This is a genomic window from Streptomyces zhihengii, from assembly GCF_016919245.1.
Taxonomy (GTDB): domain Bacteria; phylum Actinomycetota; class Actinomycetes; order Streptomycetales; family Streptomycetaceae; genus Streptomyces; species Streptomyces zhihengii.
In genome coordinates this window covers 820,068-840,945 of record NZ_JAFEJA010000001.1, presented here as the reverse complement: position 1 = coordinate 840,945, position 20,878 = coordinate 820,068, and the positions used below count along the sequence as shown (strand labels likewise).

Annotated in this window: 22 protein-coding genes; 5 read left to right on the top strand and 17 right to left on the bottom strand. The window is 73.9% G+C overall.

Translation table 11 applies throughout. The features are described from left to right. The first annotated feature begins 100 nt into the window (after positions 1–100). Together JE024_RS03615 and JE024_RS03610 are read left to right on the top strand one after the other, a co-directional pair. Positions 101–616 carry a MarR family winged helix-turn-helix transcriptional regulator gene (locus JE024_RS03615; RefSeq protein WP_205372169.1) on the top strand — a complete coding sequence of 172 codons (516 nt, stop codon included), beginning with the start codon at positions 101–103 and terminating at the stop codon, positions 614–616. 223 nt (positions 617–839) lie between these two features. Continuing rightward, on the top strand, positions 840–3,314 hold the full coding sequence (locus JE024_RS03610; protein ID WP_205372168.1) for a polysaccharide lyase 8 family protein: 2,475 nt from the start codon (positions 840–842) through the stop codon (positions 3,312–3,314). A gap of 111 nt (positions 3,315–3,425) precedes the next feature. On the opposite strand, the gene JE024_RS03605 is transcribed toward JE024_RS03610, so the two are convergent. Genes JE024_RS03605 through JE024_RS03595 form a run of 3 tightly spaced genes read right to left on the bottom strand, consistent with a single transcriptional unit; the run spans position 3,426 to position 4,718 of the window. Next, positions 3,426–3,797 (bottom strand): peptidase inhibitor family I36 protein, encoded by a 372-nt coding sequence (locus tag JE024_RS03605; RefSeq protein ID WP_205376357.1) that lies wholly within the window; start codon positions 3,795–3,797, stop codon positions 3,426–3,428. A 35-nt stretch (positions 3,798–3,832) separates the two neighbouring features. Next, positions 3,833–4,354, bottom strand: a complete 522-nt coding sequence (locus tag JE024_RS03600) for a hypothetical protein (RefSeq protein WP_205372167.1) — start codon at positions 4,352–4,354, stop codon at positions 3,833–3,835. Between the two features lie 7 nt (positions 4,355–4,361). Next, positions 4,362–4,718, bottom strand: a complete 357-nt coding sequence (locus JE024_RS03595) for a hypothetical protein (RefSeq protein WP_205372166.1) — start codon at positions 4,716–4,718, stop codon at positions 4,362–4,364. A gap of 400 nt (positions 4,719–5,118) precedes the next feature. Between JE024_RS03595 and JE024_RS03590 the strand changes: the two genes are divergently transcribed. Continuing rightward, complete coding sequence (locus JE024_RS03590) at positions 5,119–6,087, top strand: arabinan endo-1,5-alpha-L-arabinosidase (protein ID WP_244882571.1); 969 nt, start codon at positions 5,119–5,121, stop codon at positions 6,085–6,087. A gap of 132 nt (positions 6,088–6,219) precedes the next feature. On the opposite strand, the gene JE024_RS03585 is transcribed toward JE024_RS03590, so the two are convergent. Then, positions 6,220–6,840 (bottom strand): L-threonylcarbamoyladenylate synthase, encoded by a 621-nt coding sequence (locus JE024_RS03585; protein ID WP_205372164.1) that lies wholly within the window; start codon positions 6,838–6,840, stop codon positions 6,220–6,222. 502 nt (positions 6,841–7,342) lie between these two features. Here JE024_RS03585 and JE024_RS03580 point away from each other — a divergent pair. Together JE024_RS03580 and JE024_RS03575 are read left to right on the top strand one after the other, a co-directional pair. After that, entirely contained in the window at positions 7,343–7,663 is a 321-nt protein-coding gene (locus JE024_RS03580) for an L-rhamnose mutarotase (RefSeq protein ID WP_205376356.1), read from the top strand. A 198-nt stretch (positions 7,664–7,861) separates the two neighbouring features. Beyond that, positions 7,862–8,887, top strand: coding sequence for a LacI family DNA-binding transcriptional regulator (locus JE024_RS03575; RefSeq protein WP_205372163.1), 1,026 nt, complete (start codon positions 7,862–7,864; stop codon positions 8,885–8,887). A gap of 17 nt (positions 8,888–8,904) precedes the next feature. On the opposite strand, the gene JE024_RS03570 is transcribed toward JE024_RS03575, so the two are convergent. The 13 genes from JE024_RS03570 to JE024_RS03510 form a co-directional block, all read right to left on the bottom strand. Continuing rightward, positions 8,905–9,927 carry a LacI family DNA-binding transcriptional regulator gene (locus JE024_RS03570; RefSeq protein ID WP_205372162.1) on the bottom strand — a complete coding sequence of 341 codons (1,023 nt, stop codon included), beginning with the start codon at positions 9,925–9,927 and terminating at the stop codon, positions 8,905–8,907. A 121-nt stretch (positions 9,928–10,048) separates the two neighbouring features. Further along, entirely contained in the window at positions 10,049–10,525 is a 477-nt protein-coding gene (locus JE024_RS03565; RefSeq protein WP_205372161.1) for an SHOCT domain-containing protein, read from the bottom strand. Between the two features lie 115 nt (positions 10,526–10,640). After that, positions 10,641–11,648, bottom strand: a complete 1,008-nt coding sequence (locus JE024_RS03560) for a Rieske 2Fe-2S domain-containing protein (protein ID WP_205372160.1) — start codon at positions 11,646–11,648, stop codon at positions 10,641–10,643. 2 nt (positions 11,649–11,650) lie between these two features. Continuing rightward, a complete protein-coding gene (locus JE024_RS03555) occupies positions 11,651–11,887 on the bottom strand; it encodes a recombinase-like helix-turn-helix domain-containing protein (protein ID WP_244882570.1) in 237 nt (78 codons plus the stop codon). Positions 11,888–11,921: 34 nt separating this feature from the next. Next, positions 11,922–12,857 (bottom strand): PDR/VanB family oxidoreductase, encoded by a 936-nt coding sequence (locus JE024_RS03550; protein ID WP_205372159.1) that lies wholly within the window; start codon positions 12,855–12,857, stop codon positions 11,922–11,924. Between the two features lie 64 nt (positions 12,858–12,921). Beyond that, positions 12,922–14,547, bottom strand: a complete 1,626-nt coding sequence (locus JE024_RS03545) for a thiamine pyrophosphate-binding protein (RefSeq protein ID WP_205372158.1) — start codon at positions 14,545–14,547, stop codon at positions 12,922–12,924. Between the two features lie 9 nt (positions 14,548–14,556). Next, positions 14,557–15,345: an SDR family oxidoreductase gene (locus tag JE024_RS03540; protein ID WP_205372157.1), complete on the bottom strand. Its 789-nt coding sequence runs from the start codon at positions 15,343–15,345 to the stop codon at positions 14,557–14,559. A gap of 18 nt (positions 15,346–15,363) precedes the next feature. Beyond that, positions 15,364–16,119: an SDR family oxidoreductase gene (locus JE024_RS03535; protein ID WP_205372156.1), complete on the bottom strand. Its 756-nt coding sequence runs from the start codon at positions 16,117–16,119 to the stop codon at positions 15,364–15,366. Then, the gene (locus JE024_RS03530) at positions 16,112–16,633 is read right to left on the bottom strand and encodes a cupin domain-containing protein (protein ID WP_205372155.1); all 522 of its coding nucleotides are present in this window, start codon (positions 16,631–16,633) and stop codon (positions 16,112–16,114) included. The genes JE024_RS03535 and JE024_RS03530 overlap by 8 nt, the downstream gene beginning before the upstream one ends. After that, positions 16,624–17,445 carry an alpha/beta fold hydrolase gene (locus JE024_RS03525; RefSeq protein ID WP_205372154.1) on the bottom strand — a complete coding sequence of 274 codons (822 nt, stop codon included), beginning with the start codon at positions 17,443–17,445 and terminating at the stop codon, positions 16,624–16,626. Before JE024_RS03525 ends, JE024_RS03530 begins: the two co-directional genes overlap by 10 nt. Then, entirely contained in the window at positions 17,442–18,239 is a 798-nt protein-coding gene (locus tag JE024_RS03520) for an aspartate dehydrogenase domain-containing protein (RefSeq protein ID WP_205372153.1), read from the bottom strand. The genes JE024_RS03525 and JE024_RS03520 overlap by 4 nt, the downstream gene beginning before the upstream one ends. Further along, a complete protein-coding gene (locus JE024_RS03515; RefSeq protein WP_205372152.1) occupies positions 18,236–19,228 on the bottom strand; it encodes a VOC family protein in 993 nt (330 codons plus the stop codon). Before JE024_RS03515 ends, JE024_RS03520 begins: the two co-directional genes overlap by 4 nt. Positions 19,229–19,285: 57 nt before the next feature. Beyond that, positions 19,286–20,770, bottom strand: coding sequence for an aldehyde dehydrogenase family protein (locus tag JE024_RS03510; protein WP_205372151.1), 1,485 nt, complete (start codon positions 20,768–20,770; stop codon positions 19,286–19,288). Positions 20,771–20,878 lie beyond the last annotated feature (108 nt).

The window sequence follows — 20,878 nt, the reverse complement described above, 5'->3', positions numbered from 1 at the left end:
CGCCGGGCCCGGTCAGGGCCCGGTGATTTCCGGACGGTATCCTGGTCAAATGCCTTGATGGTCGATTTTGTCCGTTGTAGAGAAATATTAGACTGGGTCGATGCGCACCACTGACGGCTTCCCCTCCCCGCTCCCCGCTCCGGACCCGACCGGGCTCCAGGAGTTCGCCGTGCTGCTGCGCAGGATGAACGGCGAGTTCAACCGGATCGCCCAGGAGTTCGCGCACGCGCAGGGGCTGCATCTGACGGATGTCCAGGCGCTGATCGCGATCCTGGACGCCGACAGCGAGAGCGACGCCGATGCGGGGGCCGAGGCCGGGCAGCCCATGACGCCCGGCCGGCTGCGCAAGCGCCTCAACCTCACCTCGGGCGCCATGACCGCCTGCCTCGACCGGCTGGAGCGGACGGGGCACATCCGGCGCGTCCGCTCCGCCGACGACCGCCGGGTGGTGCACCTCCACTACGCCGAGGCGGCCAAGGAGCTGGCCCGCGACTACTTCATGCCGCTGGCGCGCGGCACCGACGCCGCCCGCGGGCGCTTCACCCCCGCCGAACTCCGCGTCGTGGTCCGCTTCCTGGCCGAGATGAACCGCGAACTGGCGCTGCTGCGCCGCTGACCGGACGGCTCCCTCCGTACCGGCGCCCCTGCCGGCAGTCGCGCCGATACCGGCCGCCGGACCCGGCGGCCGGTATCGGCATGTCCCGGTCCGTCCCCTTCCGGCACCCGATCTGATCGAACGATCCCGAAGGATCGAAAATTGATCGTGTCGTATCCATTGATTGAAAACTTGTCCATTGCTAGAAAGCGGTCACTTGCTCTTCCCGCCACCGGAGGACCCGATGACCCCTTCCTGGACCCGCCGCGGTGTACTGCACGCCGCCGGCGGCGCCGCGCTCGCCCTGGGCGCCGCCGGCCAGGCCGCCGCCGCCCCGTCCGCCTCTGCCGCCCCGTCCGCACCGCCGTCGCCGGACGCCGCGGCGGCGACCGCCGACGACTGGGCCGCGCTGCGCGCCGTCTGGCGCGACCTCGTCCTCGGAACCAGCTTCAGCCCCACCGCCGAGCCCTTCGCCACCCGCCTGCGCGAACTGGGCACGGAGGCGGCCGGACACCTCGGCGCCATGGCGCCGGCCACCGGATGGCTCTGGCCCGACCTCGACTTCGGCGACCCCGACCCGGACAAGGACACGGAGTCCTACGGCTACTCCGCCCGCCTGGTGGACAGTTACACGCGGCTGCGGACCATGGCCGAGGCCTACGTCCGCGCCGGGACCGGCCTCACCGGCGACCCCGCGCTCGCCGCCGGCATCCTCACCGGACTCGACCACCTCCACGACCGCGCCTACAACGCCGCCCAGGCGCCCTACGGCAACTGGTGGAGCTGGCAGATCGGCGCGCCCCAGCGCCTGCTCGACCTCTGCGTGCTGATGTACGACGCGATCCCGGCCGACCGGCTCGCCGCCTACTGCGCCGCGGTGGACCACTTCGTCCCCGACTCCGCCGTCGCCTCCTACACGGGCACCAGCACCGGCGCCAACCGGGTCGACCTCTGCCGCGTGCTGGCCCTGCGCGGCGTCGTCGGGCAGGACCCGGCCAAGACCGCCCTCGCCAGGGACGCGCTCTCGCCCGTCTTCCCGTACGTCAGCACAGGCGACGGCCTCTACACCGACGGGTCCTTCGTCCAGCACACCTACGTCCCCTACACCGGCAGCTACGGAGCCGTGCTGCTCGGCGGCATCGGACTGCTCCTCGCCCTGCTCACCGGCTCGCCCTATGCCGTGACCGACCCCGCCCGGCAGATCGTGCTGGACGCGGTGGAGCACGCCTGGGCGCCGCTGATCCACAACGGGCTGATCATGGACGGCGTCAGCGGACGCGGCATCAGCCGCGGCATCATGCTGTCCGACCCGCGCGGGATCCAGCAGGACGACCACACCCGGGGGCACGGCATCCTCGCCTCCGTGGTGCTGCTCGCCGAAGGCGCGAGCAGCGCGGAACGGGCGCGCTGGCGCGGCCTGGTGAAGGGCTGGATGCGCCGCGACCACTACAGCCCCGTCCTGGAGGACCGCACCCTCTCCCTCGCCTCGCTCGCCTGGCTCGCCGGGGTGCAGAACGACACCTCCGTCCCCGCCGCCGGGCAGCCGGCCGGGCACCGGCTCTTCGCGGCGATGGACCGCGCCGTCCACCGGCGGCCCACCTGGACGGCGTCCCTCAGCATGGCCTCGCGGCGCATCACCCACTACGAGACCGGCAACACCGAGAACCTGCGCGGCTGGCACACCGGCAGCGGAATGCTCTACTGGTGGGGCGACACCTACGGCAACGGCCAGTACTCGGACGCCTTCTGGGCCACCGTCGACCCCTACCGGCTGCCCGGCACCACCACGTCCGCCAAGCGCCTGGCCGACGCCGCGGGCGGCGACTGGGGCGCGTCGCGTCCCGCCGTGGACTGGGTGGGCGGCGCCACCGACGGCACCATGGCCGGCATCGGGCAGCACCTGCGAGGGCTCGGCAGCACGCTGCAGGCGAAGAAGTCCTGGTTCTTCGTCGACGACACCGTCGTGTGCCTCGGCGCGGGGATCACCTGCACCGACGGCACCGCCGTGGAGTCGGTGATCGACAACCGCAACCTCGGGGCGAACGGGGCCCACCCGCTGACCGTCGACGGCAGGGCCATGCCCGCCGCCGCGCCCTGGTCCGCCCCGCTCACCGGCGCCCGCTGGGCGCACATCGGCGGCTTCGGCGGCTATGTGCTCGGCGGCACCGCGGGCGTCAGGGGCCTGCGGGAAGCACGCACCGGGCGCTGGAGCGACATCAACAAGACCTGCGCGACGACCCCGGTCACCCGCCGCTACCTGACACTCCTCGCCGACCACGGCACGGACCCGGTCAACGCGGCCTACGCCTACCAGATGCTGCCCGGGGCGTCCGCGGCGAGGACCGCGCAGCGCGCCGCCGACAACTCCTGGATGCAGGTGCTCGCCAACACGGGCGACGTCCAGGGCGTGCGGGTGCCGTCGGCCCGCTTCACCGCGGCCAACTTCTTCGCCGCCGGGACGGCCGGCACCCTGACGGCGAGCGCGCCGTGCGCGGTGACGGTGCGGGAACGGGGCAACGGCACCGCGGTGGTGTGCGTGGCGGATCCCGCGCGGCAGGCGACCTCGCTCACGGTCACCTGGAACCGGCCGGTCGCCGCCGTGCTGTCCCGCCCGGGGACGGTCGCGTCGGCCGCCACCGGCGGATCGCTGCGGCTGACCTTCGGCAGCCTGACCGGCACGGCCGGCGCCACCCAGAAGATCACCGTACGACTGGGCTGAGGCGGCTGAGCCGGGAGGCCGGGGCCGAGGCGGCCCGGCTCGGACGGCCGTGGCGCGACGACCGCGCCCCCGCTCCCGCCCGCGCGTCACGCGCGGGCGGGAGCGGAACCCTCAGCAGCCCATCGTCCAGGTGTGGGAGTCCCCGCTGTCGTTGCCCCACCCGTCGTGCGCGATCTCCTGGCCCGGGGCCAGGCACACCGTGCCGAGACCGATCAGTCCCGGGTTCTCGTACACCTGGACGTGGTCCTTGATGCCCGGGCCGGAGATGCCGTGGTTGGCCCAGGACGAGTCCAGGTCCTGGATGCCGGGCTCCCAGTCGTGGTCGTCGCCCGACCAGTTGGCGCGCTGGCCGCCGTAGTTCGCGTCCGTCCAGGCGCAGAAGTGGCCGCTCGGGCACTGGGCCGCCTGCGCGGAACCCGTGGTGGCGAGCGCGGCTCCGGCGGCCAGCAGGGCGGCGGTCAGCAGGGCGGTGCGGTGCTTGATCACGAAAGTGGCTCCTGATGTCGTACGGGTGGATGTCACCGGCCGGACGGCCGGTCGAGCAGGGTCTCGGCCTGCCGCAGCGCGCGGACGCGCATCCGCTCCCAGTCGGCGACCTCGGCGCGGTGGGTGCGGCGGACGGAGGCGAGATCGGTGCCGCGGTGCGCGGCCTCGGCCTTGAGGTTGTTGACGACGGCCGACGCGCGGAACCAGGCCCGCTCGTCGCCGTAGAGCCTGCGGTGGGCCGCGGCGAGGCAGCCGTCGGTGTGGGCGCGGATCTCGTGTCCGGTGGCCAGGGTGAGGGAGAGCTCGGCGCTCCCCGCCCCGAAGAGCGCGTCGCTCACCCGCAGGGCCTCCCGTTCCGGCGGGGGAGCGGCCCCGGGCCGGGGCGGGGTGAGGCCCTGCCGGGTCAGGCAGGCGTCGGTGAGCCGCAGTTGGGCCGCCCTGACGACATCGTCGGGGCGCGGGGGAGCCGGGGGCGCGGCGCAGGCCGCCGTGCAGACGAGCAGTACGAGGGCGGTCAGCACGGCGCGCGGCGGGCGCGGTCGGGGGCGTGGCATCGTCGTCTCAGCCCTGCGCGCAGCCCATCGTGGTGTCGCTCACGCCGTCGAGGCGGGCCGCCCAGGCCGTCCAGTCGTCGTCGTAGTCGTCGACGCGCAACTCCCGGTGGAAGCAGCCCCGGTCGCCGAAGTGGATCGCGTGGACGCTGCCGCCGGAGCGGTTGTCGAACGACCGGGCATGGCGCCGGACGGACGGCCCGGCCTCCGCGTAGCCGCCGGGAGAGTAGCACCAGGCGTGCCCCGCCTGGCCCGGCTCGGACCAGAAGCACGCCTTGCCCGGCACGGCGGCGGCGGCCGGTCCCGGCGCGGCGGACAGGGCGAGGAGGAGGGCGGCGACGCCGGTCAGGGCGATGGGGAGGCGCATGGGTACATCCCGGAGTGAGGGCGGGGAACGCTGTGCACGGCGGTCATCCCCGGCCCTCGGGGCGATTACTCTTCGTGTCACTCCTGACGGTGAGTAATCGGATTGTTGATCTTGACGCGGTGTGCCCGGCGGGGCGGGTGCGGTGCGTCACGGCGCCCGCCGCGGCGTGGGCGGCGCATCGGTTCTCACCGCTCCGGACCCGGCGCGACAGGGAGTCCGGAGCGGCTGTTGGGGGTGCCAGGTAATGGCAAGCGCTTTCTATCCTAGCAGGCGCCGCAGGAGGTTCTTGTGGTGGATGTTCGGGGACGATGCCGCGCACGCGGTTGACGCGTGACGGGTTCGCTTCTACGGTCCGTTCAGATATATGACCAATGTTCGAAATGTCGAACAGGAGGCTCGTGTGTATCGCAGGAGAACCGCACTTCTCGCCTTACCCGCCGCGGTGCTGCTCGCACTGATTCCCGGCACGGCGTCCGCATACCCGAATCCCGGCCATGTCACCGGGTCCGTGATCACCCACGACCCGTCGATGATCCGGACCTCGTCCGGGCAGTACCTGCTGTACGCCACGGGCGGAGGCGTCTCGGGCAAGACCTCGTCCGACCGCATCGGCTTCACCGCGACGGCGGACGCCTTCCCGTCCCGGCCGGGCTGGTGGTCGCGCTACTCGCCGGTCCCGGAGGCGTGGGCGCCCGACATCTCGCACCACGGCGGCAGTTACCTGATGTACTACTCCGTCTCGTCCTTCGGCTCCAACACCTCCGCCATCGGACTCGCGGTCTCCGCCACCGGAGCGCCGGGCAGCTGGACCGACCGGGGCATCGTGTACACGTCCGGTTCCTCCAGCGACTACAACGCCATCGACCCGAACCTCTTCGTCGACGACGACGGCAGGTGGTGGCTGTCCTTCGGGAGCTGGTGGACCGGGATCAAGATGATCCGGATCGACCCCTCGACCGGGAAGCAGCTCGCCTCGGACACGGGCCGGCGCTCCCTGGCCTCCCGTCCGACCGGCACCAAGGCGGTCGAGGCGCCGTTCGTCGTCAAGCGGAACGGCTACTACTACCTCTTCGCCTCGTACGACACCTGCTGTGCCGGTACCGCCTCCACGTACAAGGTCAAGGTCGGGCGCGCCACCAAGGTCACGGGGCCGTACACCGACAGGAACGGTGTCCGGATGACGGAGAACGGCGGGACGCCCGTCCTGGAGTCGCACGGCTCGGTCGTCGGCCCCGGCGGCCAGTCGGTCATGAAGGACGTCGACGGGGACCTGATCGTGTACCACTACTACGACGCCCAGGACAACGGCACGCCCAAGCTCGGCGTCAATCTCCTGGACTGGCGCAGCGGTTGGCCCGTCGCCTACTGAGAATCCCGCGCACGCACCGAGACCCGTCCCTGCGGGGGCGGACCGGGAGCCGGCGACGGGGAGCCGGGGATCACGGGCCCTGCGGATCGGGGGTCCCGGCGCACGCCCGCGGGCGTGCGCCGGGCCGGTGCGTCACTCGAAGCGCGTGGTGTCGCCCGCGCCCCGGCGCACGATCTCGGCCTCCCCGCCAGAGAAGTCGATGACCGTCGTGGGCCGGGTGCCGCAGTCGCCGGAGTCGACGACGGCGTCCACCACGTGGTCCAGCCGCTCCTTGATCTCCCAGCCCTGGGTCAGCGGCTCCTCCTCGTCGGGGAGCAGCAGGGTGCTGGAGAGCAGCGGCTCGCCGAGCTCGGCGAGGATCGCCTGGGTGACGACATGGTCGGGGATGCGCACGCCGACCGTCTTCTTCTTCGGGTGCAGGAGCTGGCGGGGCACCTCCTTCGTCGCGGGCAGGATGAAGGTGTAGCTGCCGGGCGTCGCGGCCTTCACGGCGCGGAACACGTCGTTGTCGACGTGCACGAACTGGCCGAGCTGTGCGAAGTCGCGGCACACCAGGGTGAAGTGGTGCTTGTCGTCGAGGTGGCGGATCGTTCTGATCCGGTCCAGCGCCGCGCGGTTGCCGAGCTGGCAGCCGAGCGCGAAGCAGGAGTCGGTCGGGTAGGCGACGAGCGCGCCGGAGCGGATGTCGTCGACCACGCTGCCGATGATGCGCCGTTGCGGGTTGTCGGGGTGCACGTCGAAGTACTTCGCCATCCGGCGAGTCTAAGGGCTGCCCCGCAAGGCCCGGCGGATCAGCGTGCGGCGTCAGATGCATGGGGCCTCCCCGGGCCCGCAGGGCACAGGGGACGCATCGCAAGGCGGAGGGTCGTCCTCGTACTGGGCGTATTCGGGCGATTCGGCAACGCGGTGAGGTGCCGCAGCTGTCGTCGCGCGCCCGCCGGGGATTGCGGGGCGGCCCGGAGGGCCTTCCGCCCCGATCCGGGCGTGCTCGGCGGGGTGCGCGGAGCCGGGCGGGGGTCCGGGTGTGTGAATCGTTTCATGCGGGGGAGGGGTGTGCCCTGTCGCGGGGTCGGTGCCGCTCCGGGGTGGAGTCGGCCAGGCCGGGCGGCGGTCGAGCGGTCGTCCCGGTCTGCCCATTGACGCTGCGGGTCCGGCCGGTTAGCGTCCGGAGTGATCCATTGAAACCTTTCATCGCGGGTCGCCGGCTCGGTCCGGGCGCGGCCCGACGGTGACGAGCCGTGGGGCGGTGCCCGAAGTGCAGCGTGTCTGCTTCCTGCTGAAGGTCCGCGAGGACCGTATCGACGAGTACCGCGAGCGGCATGCCGAGGTGTGGCCGGAGATGCGCGCGGCCCTCTCGGAGACCGGCTGGCACAACTACTCCCTCTTCCTGCGGGAGGACGGGCTGCTCGTCGGATACCTGGAGACCGAGGACTTCGACGCCGCGCGCGAGGCCATGGCCGCCACGTCCGTGAACGCGCGCTGGCAGGCCGAGATGGGCGGGTTCTTCGAGGCGCTGGACGGCGCGGCTCCCGACGAGGCGATGAAGCCCCTGACCGAGGTCTTCCATCTGGCTTGAGCCCCGCCCCGCCGCCGCACACGCATCCGCCGGCCCCCGCCCCGCCGCCGCACACGCATCCGCCCGGCCCCGCACCCGCCCGGCCCCGCGCCCGCCCGTCCTCGTCCCGGCCGCCACGCACCCCGAAGGAGCCGTCATGCCCGGACCGCCCGCGCCGGCGCCTGTGCCCCGTGCCCGCCCCGCGCAGGCGGGCGGCTGATGGCGCGCGGCGTGGGCATGAAGGACGTGGCGAGCGAGGCGGGCGTCTCGCTCGGCACGGTCTCCAATGTGGTCAACCGCCCGGAGACGGTCGCCGAGGAGACACGGCTGCGCGTGCTGCTGACGATCGAACGCCTCGGCTACGTCCGCAGCGAGTCCGCGCGCCAGCTCAGGGCCGGCCGCAGCCGCACCCTGGGGATGCTCGTCCTCGACATGGCCAACCCGTTCTTCGTGGACGTCGCGGCGGGCGCCGAGCGCTCCGCCCGTGACGCGGGCCTCGGCGTGATGCTCTGCAACAGCGCGGAGAGCCCCCACGAGGAGGCCGAGTACCTGACCCTCTTCTGCGAGCAGGAGGTCCGCGGTGTGCTGGTGACGCCCGCGGACGCCACCGGCCGCAACCTCGCCGCCTTCCGGCGCCACGGCATCCCGTTCGTCTGCGTCGACCGGGCCCTGCCCAGCGCCGACGGCTGCTCGGTGTCCGTGGACGACATCGCGGGCGGCGCGCTGGCCGCGCGCCACCTGGTGGGGCGCGGACACCGGGAGATCGTCTACGTCAGCGGCCCGATGCACCTCGCCCAGTGCCGCGACCGCCGCGAGGGCGCCCTGCTGGCCCTGGCGGAGAGCGGTCTGCCGGCCGGCGCCCTGCGGCAGGTGGAGGCCGCGCGTCTGGACGCCGCCGCAGGACGGGATGCCGGCGCGCGGCTGCTGGGCATGGCCGCCCTGCCGTCGGCGGTCTTCTGCGCCAACGACATGCTCGCCCTCGGGGTGCTCCAGAGCCTCTACGGGGCGGGCGTGCGCGTCCCCGACGACGTCGCCCTGGTCGGGTACGACGACATCGAGTTCGCCGCGGCGGCGGCCGTCCCGCTGACCTCGGTGCGGCAGCCGGCCTTCCATCTCGGGCGCACGGCGGCGCGGCTGCTGATCGAGGAGACGGGGGACGAGGCGGCGGCGCACCGGCACGAGCAGATCGTGCTCCAGCCGGAACTGGTGGTCAGGGACTCGACACTGGGCGGCCGCCGGGGGTGACGGCCGGCCGCCGAGGCTCAGCCGGGGCGGCGCAGCGTGGACCCGCGCACGACGAGCTCGGGCTGGAGCACGATCGCGCGGTGCCGGTGCTCCGCCGCGTCCTCGCCGGTCTCCTCGATCAGCAGCTCGGCGGCGGTCCGTCCCATGCGCGCGGAGGGCTGGCGCACCGAGGTCAGCGGCACCACGGCGGCGGCCGCGAACTCGATGTCGTCGTAGCCGACGATCGCCATGTCGTCGGGGACCCGGACACCCGCCGCGTACAGCGACTGGAGCACGCCGAGGGCCAGCAGGTCGTTGGCGCAGAAGAGCGCGGTCGGGCGTTCGCGCAGGCCGAGCAGGCGGGAGGCCGCGTCGATGCCGGATGCGACGTCGAGGCGGGCCGTCTCGACGTGCCGCAGCGCGTCGGCCGGCAGCCCCGCCTCCGCGAGGGCCGCGAGCGCGCCGGCGTGCCGGTCGCGGCACTGGGGCAGGCCCATCGGGCCGCTGATGTAGGTGACCGAGCGGTGCCCCGCGGCCAGCAGATGGCGCACCGCCAGGGTGCCACCGGCCACGTCGTCCACCGAGACCGAGCAGCCGTCGGCCTCCGGGACCAGCCGGTCGACGTGGACGAACGGGATGCCGTGGCGGGCGAACTCGCGGACATGGTGCCCGCTGTGGTCGGCGGGGGTGACGAGCACCCCGCGCACCCGCTGCTCGGCGAAGAGCGACAGGTAGTACGCCTCCTCGTCGCCGCTGCCCGCGCTGTTGCCGAGCATCACGCCGAGGCCCGCGTCACGGGCGGCGCGCTCCGCGCCCTTGGCGACGGAGACGAAGAACGGGTTCCCCATGTCGAGCACGAGCATGGCCAGCATGCGGCTGCTGCCCGCCCTGAGCTGGCGGGCCGACTCGCTGCGGACGAACCCCGTCTGCTCGATGATCGTCTGGACCCGGATCCGGGTGCTCTCCGCCACCTTCTCCGGCCGGTTGAGCACATTGGACACGGTGCCGACCGACACGTCGGCGAGCCGGGCGACTTCCTTGATGCTCACCGTCTGCGCCACGCGTCCTGCCACTTCTCGTCGGTCCGGCCGGGCGGACCATCATATGCCCGGACGGCCCCGCGGCGAGGGGCCGCGGGGCCGTCCTGCGTCCAGGGGCCGCGCACCGGAACGGGCGGCGCCGTCAGACCCCCTGGGCCGGTCCGCCGGGGGTGCCGGCCGACGCAGTGGCGCCGGCGGCACCGGCGGACGGGCCGCCGCCCGCGCCGGCGAGCACCTGGGCCTTGGCGCGCTCGAACTCCGCCGGGGAGATGTCGCCCTTGTCCTTCAGCGCGGCGAGCCGGTGCAGTTCGTCGACCGTGCTGCCGCCGCCCTGGCCGCCGGCGGCCTTGCGGACGTACTCGCGGAAGGCCGCGTCCTGCTCCTTGAGCTGCTCGACGTCCCGCTCGCCCATGCTCCGGCCCCGGGCGATCAGGTAGACGAAGACGCCGAGATAGGGCAGGACGAGCACGAAGACCAGCCAGCCGGCCTTGCCCCAGCCGCCCATGGTGCGGTCCCGGAAGATGTCGGTGCACACCTTGAACAGGAGGAAGAACCACATGACCCACAGGAAGAACCACAGCATCGAGAGGAAGACGTTGAGGAGCGGGTAGTCGTCCATGGCACTCGGCTCCGATCAGGTGACGGTCTTCCTTTGATACCCCCGCCGACAGGAGCGCGCATTCCGGGGCGGCGCGCCCCGGCGGGGTCCGGGCGGGTGCCCGGACCCCGAGCCTTCAGGCGGACTGGGCCTCGGCGGCCGTCCGGTACAGGCGGCGCAGCCGCACCACGCCCAGATCGTGCTGGTAGAGGTTCTCCCGCTGGTCGGCGTCGGCCGGCATGGCCTCCAGCATCACGCGGTCCTGCTCCAGCACGTCCCAGTGGCGCTTCTCGATCAGCGTCTTGTAGAGGAAGCGCCAGGCGTCCCGCTGCCAGCCCTGGACCCGGCGGTAGCGCCAGAAGAAGACGCCGGTGCGCCCCGCGTCGACCGGGCAGGCCATGCCCACGATGCCGAACGGCCCGCCGGGGCCCGCCGACGGCGGGTAGGGGATGGACAGGTCGACCCAGTCGACGCCGGTGCGGCACAGCTCGACCCAGTCGAAGTTGACGCCCCGCTGGTCGGTCTTCTCGAAGAAGTAGCCCCGGTCGGTCTCCCGGATGCGGAACTTGGCGGTGGTGTCGCCGTCGAACATCGTGTGGGAGTCGTGGTGCAGGAACGCGCCGTGCATCGGGTCGAGCAGGTTCTCCATGGCGAAGCGCCACGGCACGTCCCACTCCGCGTAGCACAGGAACGCGTCCGCCTCCGGGTCCGTCAGCGGGTCCGGCAGGGTCAGCTCGGCCGGCTCCGGGTGCTCCTCGTCGCCGAACCAGGCGAGGATCGCGCCGGACACCTCGCGGACCGGGAGCGAGGTGACGAGCTTCTTCCCCTCCAGGTTGCAGCCGGGCAGGCCGGGCACGGAGGAGACCGTGCCGTCGGTCTCCACCTCGACGCCGTGGTACCAGCAGGCCACCCGGTCGCCCAGGTGTTTGCCCAGCGACAGCGGGGCGCCGCGGTGGGGACAGCGGTCGGCGAGCATCGCCAGGGTGCCGTCGGACCGGCGGAACAGCAGCCACTGCTCCCCGAGCGCGGTCACCTTGCGCATGCCGCCCGGGGCGACGAACCGGGAGGGGACGACGGCGTGCCACTGGTTGCGCAGGCCGTTGGCGTAGATGTGGTCCGCGGTGGCGGACGTCGACAGCGTCATGGTCAGGCTCCCAGTCGGTTCATCTCGGCGCGGAAGGACTCCTCGGTCCAGGGGGCGCCGTCGGCGGCGTGCACCTGGCGGGCGTTGAGGCCGCGCACCACGTCGGCGAGCTCGTGGCCCTCGTGGGTGAAGACCTCCTCCAGGGTGGCGGCGAGCTTGTACTCGTACGGCGTGGGCTCGTGCGTACGGGACTGGTGGACGTCCAGGTACGGCCAGGCGCCGTTCACGGGGTCGGTCACGGTGTCTCCAGGGGCGTGCGAAGGTCGGAAGGGGTCACAGGTCGAGGACGAGCCGGCCGGAGGCGCACCGCGAGACGCAGATCATCATGCTGGCGCCCGCCGCGTGCTCGGCCTCGCTCAGCAGGAAGTCGCGGTGGTCGGGGGTGCCGTCGAGCACCCGGGTCTCGCAGGAGCCGCAGATGCCGTCGCGGCAGGAGCTGTCCACGCTCAGCCCGGCCGCCTCGGCGGCCTCCAGGATCGAGGTGTCCGGGCCGACGCCGAAGGTCACGCCCGAGGTGCGGCACTCGACCTCGAACGACGCCTCGTCGCCGGTGCGTTCCACGACGGGCGCGGCGAACCGCTCCAGCCGCAGCAGACCGGCCGGGCAGCGCTCCTCGACGGCGGCCAGCAGCGGCTCCGGGCCGCAGGAGTACACCAGCGTGCCGTCGGGCAGGCCGCCGAGCGCCGCGTCCAGGTCGATGTGGCCGAGCTCGTCCTGCGGGACGAGCGTGACATCGCCGCCGAGCGCGGCGAGTTCACCGGTGAAGGCCATCGAGGCGCGGCTGCGGCCGCCGTAGACCAGCCGCCACGCCACGCCCCGGCGGGCCGCCTCGCGGGCCATCGCCAGCAGCGGGGTGATCCCGATGCCGCCGGCGACGAGGACGTAGCCCGCCGCGTCCTCGAGCGCGAAGTGGTTGCGCGGTTCGGACACGGTGACGCGCTGTCCCGGCCGCAGGGTGGTGTGCACGAAGCGCGAGCCGCCGCGCGAGGAGGGCTCGTTGAGGACGCCGATCCGGTACACGTCCGGGTCCTGGGGGTCGCCGCACAGGCTGTACTGGCGTATCTGGCCGCCGACATGGACGTCGAGGTGGGCGCCGGGCGTCCAGGCGGGCAGCGGCTTGCCCTCGGGGTGGGCGAGTTCGACGGACAGGACGCCCTCGGCCTCCCACGTCATACGGCGGACGATCAGCTCGGACGGGTTGTCGCTCATCGGCCTGGTGCCTCCTTACCGGCAGTCGGGCAGTACGGGTGTTGCGTCGGAACCGGCTCCGGGCCTACCGGCCCGGGATCCTGACGGGCGGGGTGAACGGGTTCTTCATCGGGCCGAGCGCCGCGAGGTCGACCTCCACGAGGACCGGTCCGTCGGTCGCCACGGCCTCGGCGAGGACGGGGGCGGCGTGCTCCTCGGCGGCGATCCGCAGGTACGGCAGCGAGCAGGAGCGGGCCAGCAGCTCGAAGTCGGGGGTGACGAGGTCGACGCCGGAACGCCGCTCGCCGTAGCGGTCCTGCATGTTGCGCAGCACCCCGTAGCCGCCGTCGTTGAAGACGATCAGCGTCAGCCGGGGCCGTTCCTGGGCGAGGGTGAGCAGCTCGCCGAGGTGGACGGCGAGCCCGCCGTCGCCGGCCATCACCACGGTCGGCGCGCCGGGGCGGGCCAGCGCGGCGCCGATGCCCATCCCGAGGCCCTGGCCGATGCCGCCGCCGCGCGGGAAGACGTTGTCGCGGGGGTCGTGCATCGGCAGCAGGCGGTTGCCCCAGCTGCTGGAGGGGATGGTGACGTCCCGGGCGACGACCGCCTCGCGGGGCAGGGCGTCGCGGATCGCCGCCAGGACCGCGGCCTGCGGTCCGATCCCCTCGGACAGCGCGGCGCGCACCTCCTCGCGCACGGCCGTGACCCGCCGGGTCCACGGGGCGTCGGCGGCCCGGGTGTGCGGCAGCAGCGCGGCGAGGGTGGCGGCCGCCTCGCCGTGCAGCGCGTGGGCGGCCGGGTACACGCGGCCCAGGGCCGCCGCGTCCGCGTCGATCTGGATGTGCGCGGCCGGCATCTCCAGCGTGTAGTCGGCGGTCTCGTTGGAGCGGAAGTGGGTGCCCACGGTGAGCAGCACGTCCGCGTCGGCGAGCAGCGCCCGGGCCGCGGGGGCGGTGGCGAAGTTGCCGACGACCTGCGGATGGTCCTCGGGCACCGTGCCGCGGCCGGAGTTGGAGGTGAGCAGTCCCGCGCCCGTCGCCTCCAGCAGCGCGGTGAGCTCGGCGCGGGCGGTGCGGGCGCCGCCGCCGGCCCAGATCAGCGGGCGGCGGGCCGAGGCCAGCAGGGCGCCCGCGGCCGCCAGGCCGGCGTCGCCGGGGACGGGCAGGACCTGCGGGGGCAGCGCCACGGGAGTGTCGCTCTGGGCCGCGTACTGGAGGTCGACGGGCCACTCCACGCTGGCCGGGCCGCCCGGGACGGCGAGTGCCGCGTGCGCCGCCTCGCGCAGGATCCGGCCCGCCGACGCGGCGTCCGGCACGCTCGCCGCGTACGCCGACACGGCCTCCAGCATGCCGAGCTGGTCCTTGGTCTCGTGGATGAACCCGCGCCCGCTGCCCAGGAACTCGCTCTCGACCTGGCCGGTGACATGGAGCACCGGGCTGCCCGCGCTGAGCGCCTCGATCAGCGAACCGGCCGCGTTGCCCGCGCCGGTGCCGGTGGAGGTCAGCGCGCAGCCGATCGAGCCGCGGGCCCGCCCCCAGGCGTCGGCGGCGTTCACCGCGGACGCCTCGTGGCGCACCGGAACGAAGCGCAGCTCGCGGTCGACGGCCTCCACCAGCGGCAGGTTGTGCACGCTGACGATGCCGAAGACGGTGTCGATGCCGAGTTCGCGCAGGACGGCGACGAGGAGATCGCCTCCGTTGTCGTAACGCATGGTGTCTCCTCAGAGGATGGAGCGGCTCACGCCGCCGCAGACGTCGATGCTGGTGCCGGTGATGTACGAGGCGCGGGGCGACAGCAGCGCGACGACCGCGTACGCCACCTCGTCGGCCCGCCCCAGCCGCCCCAGGGCGATGCCCCGGTCGGCGGCCAGTTCCGCCTGCCACTCCTCGTAGCCCAGCGGGCCTCCGGCGGCGGCGTGACGGCGGGTCCACTGGCCGGTGTCGACGAGCCCCAGGCACACCGAGTTGACCCGGATGCCCTCGCCGGCCAGTTCCACGGAGAGGGACTTGGAGAGGTTGAGGATGCCGGCGCGGGCGGCGCTGGTGGTGATCAGCCGGGTCTCCGGCTGCTTGGCCAGCACCGCGTTGATGTTGACGATGCTGCCCGCGCCGGACGCCGCGAGATACGGCCGGGCGGCGTGCAGCGGGTTGAGCACACCGGCGAACTTCAGTTCCAGTTCGTCGCGCCAGTCCTCGTCCGTGGAGTCGTCGAGCCCTTTCATCCGGGACTGCCCGGCGTTGTTGACGAGCCCGTCGACGCCGCCGAACTCCCCGGCGGCGCGCTCGACGAAGCCGCGCACGGCGCCGGCGTCGCGTACGTCGCACACGGCGGTCAGCAGCCGGTCGGGCCCGGCGCCGAGGCCGGCGGCCGCCTTCTCCAGTCGGCCGGCGTCGCGTCCGCAGGTGGCGACGCGGGCGCCCTCGTCGAGCAGGGCGCGGACGGTGGCCAGGCCGACGCCCGAGCTGCCGCCGGTGACCACGACCGTGCGGCCGGCGAGTCCCAGATCCATGATGGGTGCTCCTGCGCTTCAGTTCATGGTGAAGCCGCCGTTGACGGCGATCACCTGTCCGGTCAGATAGCGGGACTCCTCGCCGAGCAGGAAGGAGACGATCCCGATGAGGTCGTCCGGCCGCTGCGCGCGGGAGACGGCCCGGTTCAGGCGGTAGAGGTCGTGCCGCTCGGCGGGCACGGTCTCGGTGGCCTCGCACTCGGTGAGGCCGGGGGCGACCGCGTTGACGGTGACGCCCCGGTCGCCCAGTTCGCGGGCCATCGCCCGGGTGAGCGCGATGACCGCGCCTTTGGACGCGATGTAGTGGGCGAGGCGCGGGGAGCCGTACAGCGCGGCGTCCGACGCGATGTTGACGATCCGGCCGGGGGAGGCGAGGTACGGGTACAGCGCCTTGGCCACCAGCCAGGGGCCGCGGGCGTTGACCGTCATCAGCCGGTCCCACACCGCGACGTCGATGTCCTGGAACTCCCTGCCGCCCACGCCGTTGGCGAGCGCCGCGTTGTTGACCAGCCCGTACAGCGGGCCCCACCCGGCGACGGCCTCGGCGAGGGCGTCCACCGAGGCGGGGTCGGCCACGTCGCAGTGCACGAAGCGGGCCTTCGTCCCCTCGGCGCGGAGCTCCGCCGCCGCCCGCTCGCCCCGCTCGGGGTCGAGTTCGGCGACGACGACCCGGAAGCCGTCCGCGCCGGCCCGGCGGGCCATGGCCAGTCCCAGGCCACGGCCCGCCCCGGTGACGACGACGGTGCGGGCACCGCCGGCCGCGGTGTCAGTCACGGGTGACGCCGTGCATCGGCGAGTACTCGGGGTAGGTCGGGACCTGCGGCTTCTGCGTGCCGATGACGACGCAGAACAGGGCGTCGGTGTCGCCCTCGTTCTTCAGCGAACGGGTCACCCCGGCCGGGACGACGATCATGTCGCGGTAGCCGAGGGTGCGGTACTCGGCCTCGTCGGGGCCGCGGTGGATGCCGACCTTGACCTCGCCCTCCAGGACGAAGAACGCCTCCTCCACGTCGTGGTGGGTGTGGGCCGGGCCCTCGGCGCCGGGCGGCAGCAGCATGTTGGAGAAGGTGAAGCCGCCCGACGGCAGGATGCGGTTGTCGTTCTCGTGGTTGCCGGTGGCGCCGGAGCCGACGTAGCGGATCTGGCCGCGGCGGTACTGCGGGCCCGCCTTCTCCTGGAAGGAGAGGGTGCCGAAGTCCGCGACCCGGGAGTCCTTGGTCGCGATGAGGGAGTCGGTGTACGCGGAGAGGTCGCCGCCGTTGTCGTACGCGGTGGTGGTCAGAGGCATGAGGACAGCTCCTGTTCGGTGGCGGCCGCGGTGTCGGGGACACCGGCGGTGATCCGCAGATGGGCGAGCACCCAGGCGTTGAAGCGCCCCGGCTGCTCCTGGTTGGCCAGGTGACCGGCGTCCTTGACGATCACGAAGGCGGACTTGTGGACGGCGCCCGCGAGCGCCTGGCTCGCGTCGACGCCGGTGACCGTGTCCTGCTCCCCGCAGAGCACGAGCAGGGGAGCGGTCACGGAGGGCAGTTCGGCGCGCAGGTCCGCGCCGGCCATGGACTCGGCCGCGTGGGCGTAGCCGGGCAGCCGGACGGCTGCCGCCATGGTGTCGACGACCCGGCGCACCAGTTCCTCGGGCGCGCCCGGCGACACCAGGCGCGGCCCGCGGGCCTCGGCGAAGGCGCGCGGCCCGCGCTCGGCCAGTTCGGCCGCCCGCGCCCGCATCGCCGCGGCCTTGGCCTCGTCCGTGCCCGAACCGGGGCTGGAGTCGGCCACGATCAGCGAGTCGACGAGCTCCGGGTGGCGGGTGGCGAGCCGCAGCGCGATCACCCCGCCCCAGGAGACGCCGAGGACGTGGGCACGGCCGCCGCGGGCCCGGATCAGTGCGGCCGCGGTGTCCGCGTAGTCGTCCAGCGTCAGCGGTCCGTCCGGGTCCGGCGACGCGGCGTAGCCGGGTGCGTCCCAGGCGACGACGCGGACGTACGCGGAGAGTTCGGCGAGCTGGGGCACGAAGGCCGCGGACGAGGAGCCGATGCCGTGCAGGCACAGCAGCAGCGGACCCGCTTCACCCGCCTCCGTGAGATGGACGGCGGCGGTCACAGGATCTGACCCGTCCGCCCGGCGAGCGCCCCCAGCGAGCGCAGCACCGCGTGGGGCACGACCTGACTCGTCGCGGGGTTGCCCGGGTCCGGCAGATGCGCGACCTCGAAGCGGTACGCGCCGTGCGGCCCGGACGCCTCCACGACATGCCGGGTGCGCTCCGCCGCCGGGTCGGCGACGACCTGGACCCGCACAGTGTCCAGGTCGCCGACGGCCAGCGCGACCGAGGCGGCCACGTTCGTCGACTTGGGGAACTTCACCGGCACGTCGCGGGCGGTGCCCGCCATGACCTCGACCGGGCCCGTCGCCGTCCGCATGCGGGCCAGCAACTCCTCGTCCATCCACGGCTGTTCGAGGGTGGCGGGCAGCTTGGTGGTGGTGAGCCTGACCTCGTCCAGCGGGCCCAGCGAGCGGGCCGCCTGGAGCAGGTCGAGTCCGCCGACGGCGCCGCCGGTGAAGTACACCCGGCCGGGGCCCGCGGCGAGCAGGCGCTTCGCCAGCCCGTCGTCGGTCAGCGCTCCGGTGGAGGCGACCAGCAGGTCCGTGCCCGAGGCCAGGATCCGCTCGCCCCACTCCCGTACGACGCCCTGGCCCGCGGCCTCCACGATCAGGTCGCACAGCTCCAGGGCCTCCTCGAAGGGGACCTGCCGGGCCGGCGCGGCCTCGCCGAGGGGGCGGTTGTCGACGATGCACACCAGTTCCGCGCCGGGGACCCGGCCCTCGGCGAGCGCGGTGCCGACGACCCGGCCGATCGCGCCCCAGCCGACGACGCCCACCTTGCGTGCGGTGCTCATGCGGCGTCCTCCTGGGTGTCGTGCGGTGCGGCCTGCGGTTCCCGCGGGCCGGTGGCGGGCGGGGCGTCTACGGGGGCGAGCGGGCCGGGGTCCGGTGCGCCCGCCATGTGGCAGCGGATCTCCTTCGACGGCGGGCCGGCCGTGCCCCACAGGTCGGACAGCTCCGGCACCCGCCGCCACACCCGCGCGATCCAGGCGTCCTCGACGATCTGGGCGACCTCGGAGGTGTACTCGCAGACCAGCCCGGAGGGGTCGGTGAAGTAGGAGAAGGTGTTGTTGCCGGGGCCGTGGCGCCCGGGGCCCCACTGCGGGGTGATGCCGTGGTGGCGGAGCCGGCCGAGGCCGCGCATGAAGTGGTCGACCGAGCTCATCTCGTAGGCGACGTGGTTGAGGGAGGTCCACTCCGCCTGGTTGAACGCGATGCAGTGGTGGTCGGCGTTGCAGCGCAGGAACGCCATCTGGTGCTCCGACCAGTCGGAGACCCGCAGCCCGAGGACGTCGCGGTAGAACGCCACGGCCGCGTCGATGTCGGTCGTGTTGAGCACCGCGTGGGTGACGCCCACCGGCACCGCGCCGTCCCGGCCGCGCGGGACCACGGCGTGGACGTCGGCGCTGATCTCCACCAGACGGCCCTCGGGGTCGGTGAAGCGCACCCCGTACCCGCCGCCCGCCTGCTCCAGCGGCCCCGGACCGTGCACGGGGACGATGCCGCGCGCCTCCAGGCGCCGGGCCGCCCCGTCGACCTCGGCGGGCGTGCCGACGGCGAAGGCGATCCGGCCGAGACCCACCCGCTCGTGCTCGGTCAGGTGCAGCACGTGGTGCTCGTCGCTCGTGCCGCGCAGCCAGCGGGCGCCGGTGTCGGACTCGACGGTCTCGAGCCCCCAGACGTCCTCGTAGAAGCCGGCGGCCTCGGCGAAGGCGGGGGTGCGCAGCTCCACGTAGCGCAGGTGGCGGAGCCGGGCGACGGGGCCGGGCGGTGGACGGTGCATGAGTGTCTCCAGACGGGCGGGGCGTGCGGGGCGGTCGGCCGGCGGCGGTGCGCCGGATCAGCCGGCCCAGGGCAGAGGGGCGTCGGAGGTGCCCCAGTAGAGGGACTTCTGCCGCTGGTAGGAGCGGATCGCGTCGCGGCCCTTCTCCATGCCGAGGCCGCTGTCCTTCCAGCCGCTGAACGGGGTGGAGGCGCTGAACTGCTTGTAGGTGTTGATCCAGACGGTGCCGGCCTCGATCCGGCGGGCGAGCCGCCAGGCGGCGCGTGCGTCGCGCGTCCAGATGCCGCAGGCCAGGCCGTAGACGGAGTCGTTGGCCTGGCGGACCAGGTCGTCCTCGTCGTCGTAGGGCAGGGCCACCAGGACGGGGCCGAAGATCTCCTCCCGGCAGGTCCGGGAGGTGTTGGGCAGGCCGTCCAGGACGGTCGGCAGGTAGTACGCGCCGTCGCGGTACCGCTCGCCGTCGGGGGCCGCCCCGCCGCACAGCACCCTGGCGCCCTCGGAGCGGGCGAGGTCGACCCAGGCGGCGACCGCGTCGCGGTGGCGGTGGTGCACCAGCGGGCCGACCTGGGTGGCGGGGTCCGTGCCGGGGCCGACCCGCAGCGCCCGGACGCGTTCGACCAGCTTCCCGAGGAAGGAGTCGTACAGCTCGCGGGCGACGAACAGCCGGGAGCCGGCGATGCAGGACTGCCCGCTGGACGAGAAGATCCCGAACATCACGCCGGCCAGGGCCTGCTCGACATCGGCGTCGGCGCGCACGATCGTCGGCGACTTGCCGCCCAGCTCCAGGGAGGCGGGCACCAGCTTCTGCGCGGCGACGGCGGCGATGCCGCGCCCGGTGGACGTGCCGCCGGTGAAGCCGATCCGGGCGACCAGCGGGTGGCGCACGAGGGCGTCGCCGACGATCCGGCCGCTGCCCGGCAGCACCGAGAGCAGGGCGGTGGGCAGGTGGTGCTCCTCCAGCGCCCGGGTGATCAGCCGCCCGAGGCGCAGCGAGACGAGCGGCGTCCAGGCGGCCGGCTTGAGGAGTACGGCGTTCCCCGCGGCGAGCGCCGGCGCGATCTTCTGGGCGTCGCTGGCGACGGGGGAGTTCCACGGGTTGACGGCGCCGACCACGCCCACCGGCTCGTGGACGCTCATCGTCACATAGGCCCCCCGGGAGGGGGTGAGGCTGTCCTCGGCGGTCTCCAGGACCGCCGCCATGTACCGGAAGGTGCCGGCCGCGCTGAGCGCGAGCGCCCGGGTCTCGGCGAGGGTCTTGCCGGTGTCGGCGGTCTGCACCGCGGCGAGCTCGTCGGCCGCGGCCTCGACGAGGTCGCCGATGCGGTGCAGCACCCGGGCCCGCTGGTGCGGGAGCAGGTCGCGCCAGCGGGGGTCCGCCGCAGCGGCCGCCGCCGCCTCGGCGGCCTCGCCGACCTCGTCGGCGGAGGCGGAGTGCACGGTGGCGAGGACGGCGCCGGTCGCCGGGTCGACCGTGTCGACCGGCTCGCCGGCACCGCGCCGCCACTGGCCCGCGATCAGGATGTCGGTGGGGTGGTGGTGCACTGCGGCTCCTGGGGGACGCGGCGGACGGGGGACGACGGACAACTCGGCGGGAGGTCCGGGGACTTCGGGGACGGATGGGCGCACGGGCCGGGCCGAGGGCCGCGGCCG

Bases quoted from the DNA above. Each gene is read 5' to 3' on its own strand.
- JE024_RS03615 (WP_205372169.1), top strand. From the start codon at position 101: ATGCGCACCACTGACGGCTTCCCCTCCCCGCTCCCCGCTCCGGACCCG.
- JE024_RS03610 (WP_205372168.1), top strand. From the start codon at position 840: ATGACCCCTTCCTGGACCCGCCGCGGTGTACTGCACGCCGCCGGCGGC.
- JE024_RS03600 (WP_205372167.1), bottom strand. From the start codon at position 4,354: ATGCCACGCCCCCGACCGCGCCCGCCGCGCGCCGTGCTGACCGCCCTC.
- JE024_RS03595 (WP_205372166.1), bottom strand. From the start codon at position 4,718: ATGCGCCTCCCCATCGCCCTGACCGGCGTCGCCGCCCTCCTCCTCGCC.
- JE024_RS03585 (WP_205372164.1), bottom strand. From the start codon at position 6,840: ATGGCGAAGTACTTCGACGTGCACCCCGACAACCCGCAACGGCGCATC.
- JE024_RS03575 (WP_205372163.1), top strand. From the start codon at position 7,862: ATGGCGCGCGGCGTGGGCATGAAGGACGTGGCGAGCGAGGCGGGCGTC.
- JE024_RS03565 (WP_205372161.1), bottom strand. From the start codon at position 10,525: ATGGACGACTACCCGCTCCTCAACGTCTTCCTCTCGATGCTGTGGTTC.
- JE024_RS03560 (WP_205372160.1), bottom strand. From the start codon at position 11,648: ATGACGCTGTCGACGTCCGCCACCGCGGACCACATCTACGCCAACGGC.
- JE024_RS03550 (WP_205372159.1), bottom strand. From the start codon at position 12,857: ATGAGCGACAACCCGTCCGAGCTGATCGTCCGCCGTATGACGTGGGAG.
- JE024_RS03545 (WP_205372158.1), bottom strand. From the start codon at position 14,547: ATGCGTTACGACAACGGAGGCGATCTCCTCGTCGCCGTCCTGCGCGAA.
- JE024_RS03540 (WP_205372157.1), bottom strand. From the start codon at position 15,345: ATGGATCTGGGACTCGCCGGCCGCACGGTCGTGGTCACCGGCGGCAGC.
- JE024_RS03530 (WP_205372155.1), bottom strand. From the start codon at position 16,633: ATGCCTCTGACCACCACCGCGTACGACAACGGCGGCGACCTCTCCGCG.
- JE024_RS03520 (WP_205372153.1), bottom strand. From the start codon at position 18,239: ATGAGCACCGCACGCAAGGTGGGCGTCGTCGGCTGGGGCGCGATCGGC.
- JE024_RS03515 (WP_205372152.1), bottom strand. From the start codon at position 19,228: ATGCACCGTCCACCGCCCGGCCCCGTCGCCCGGCTCCGCCACCTGCGC.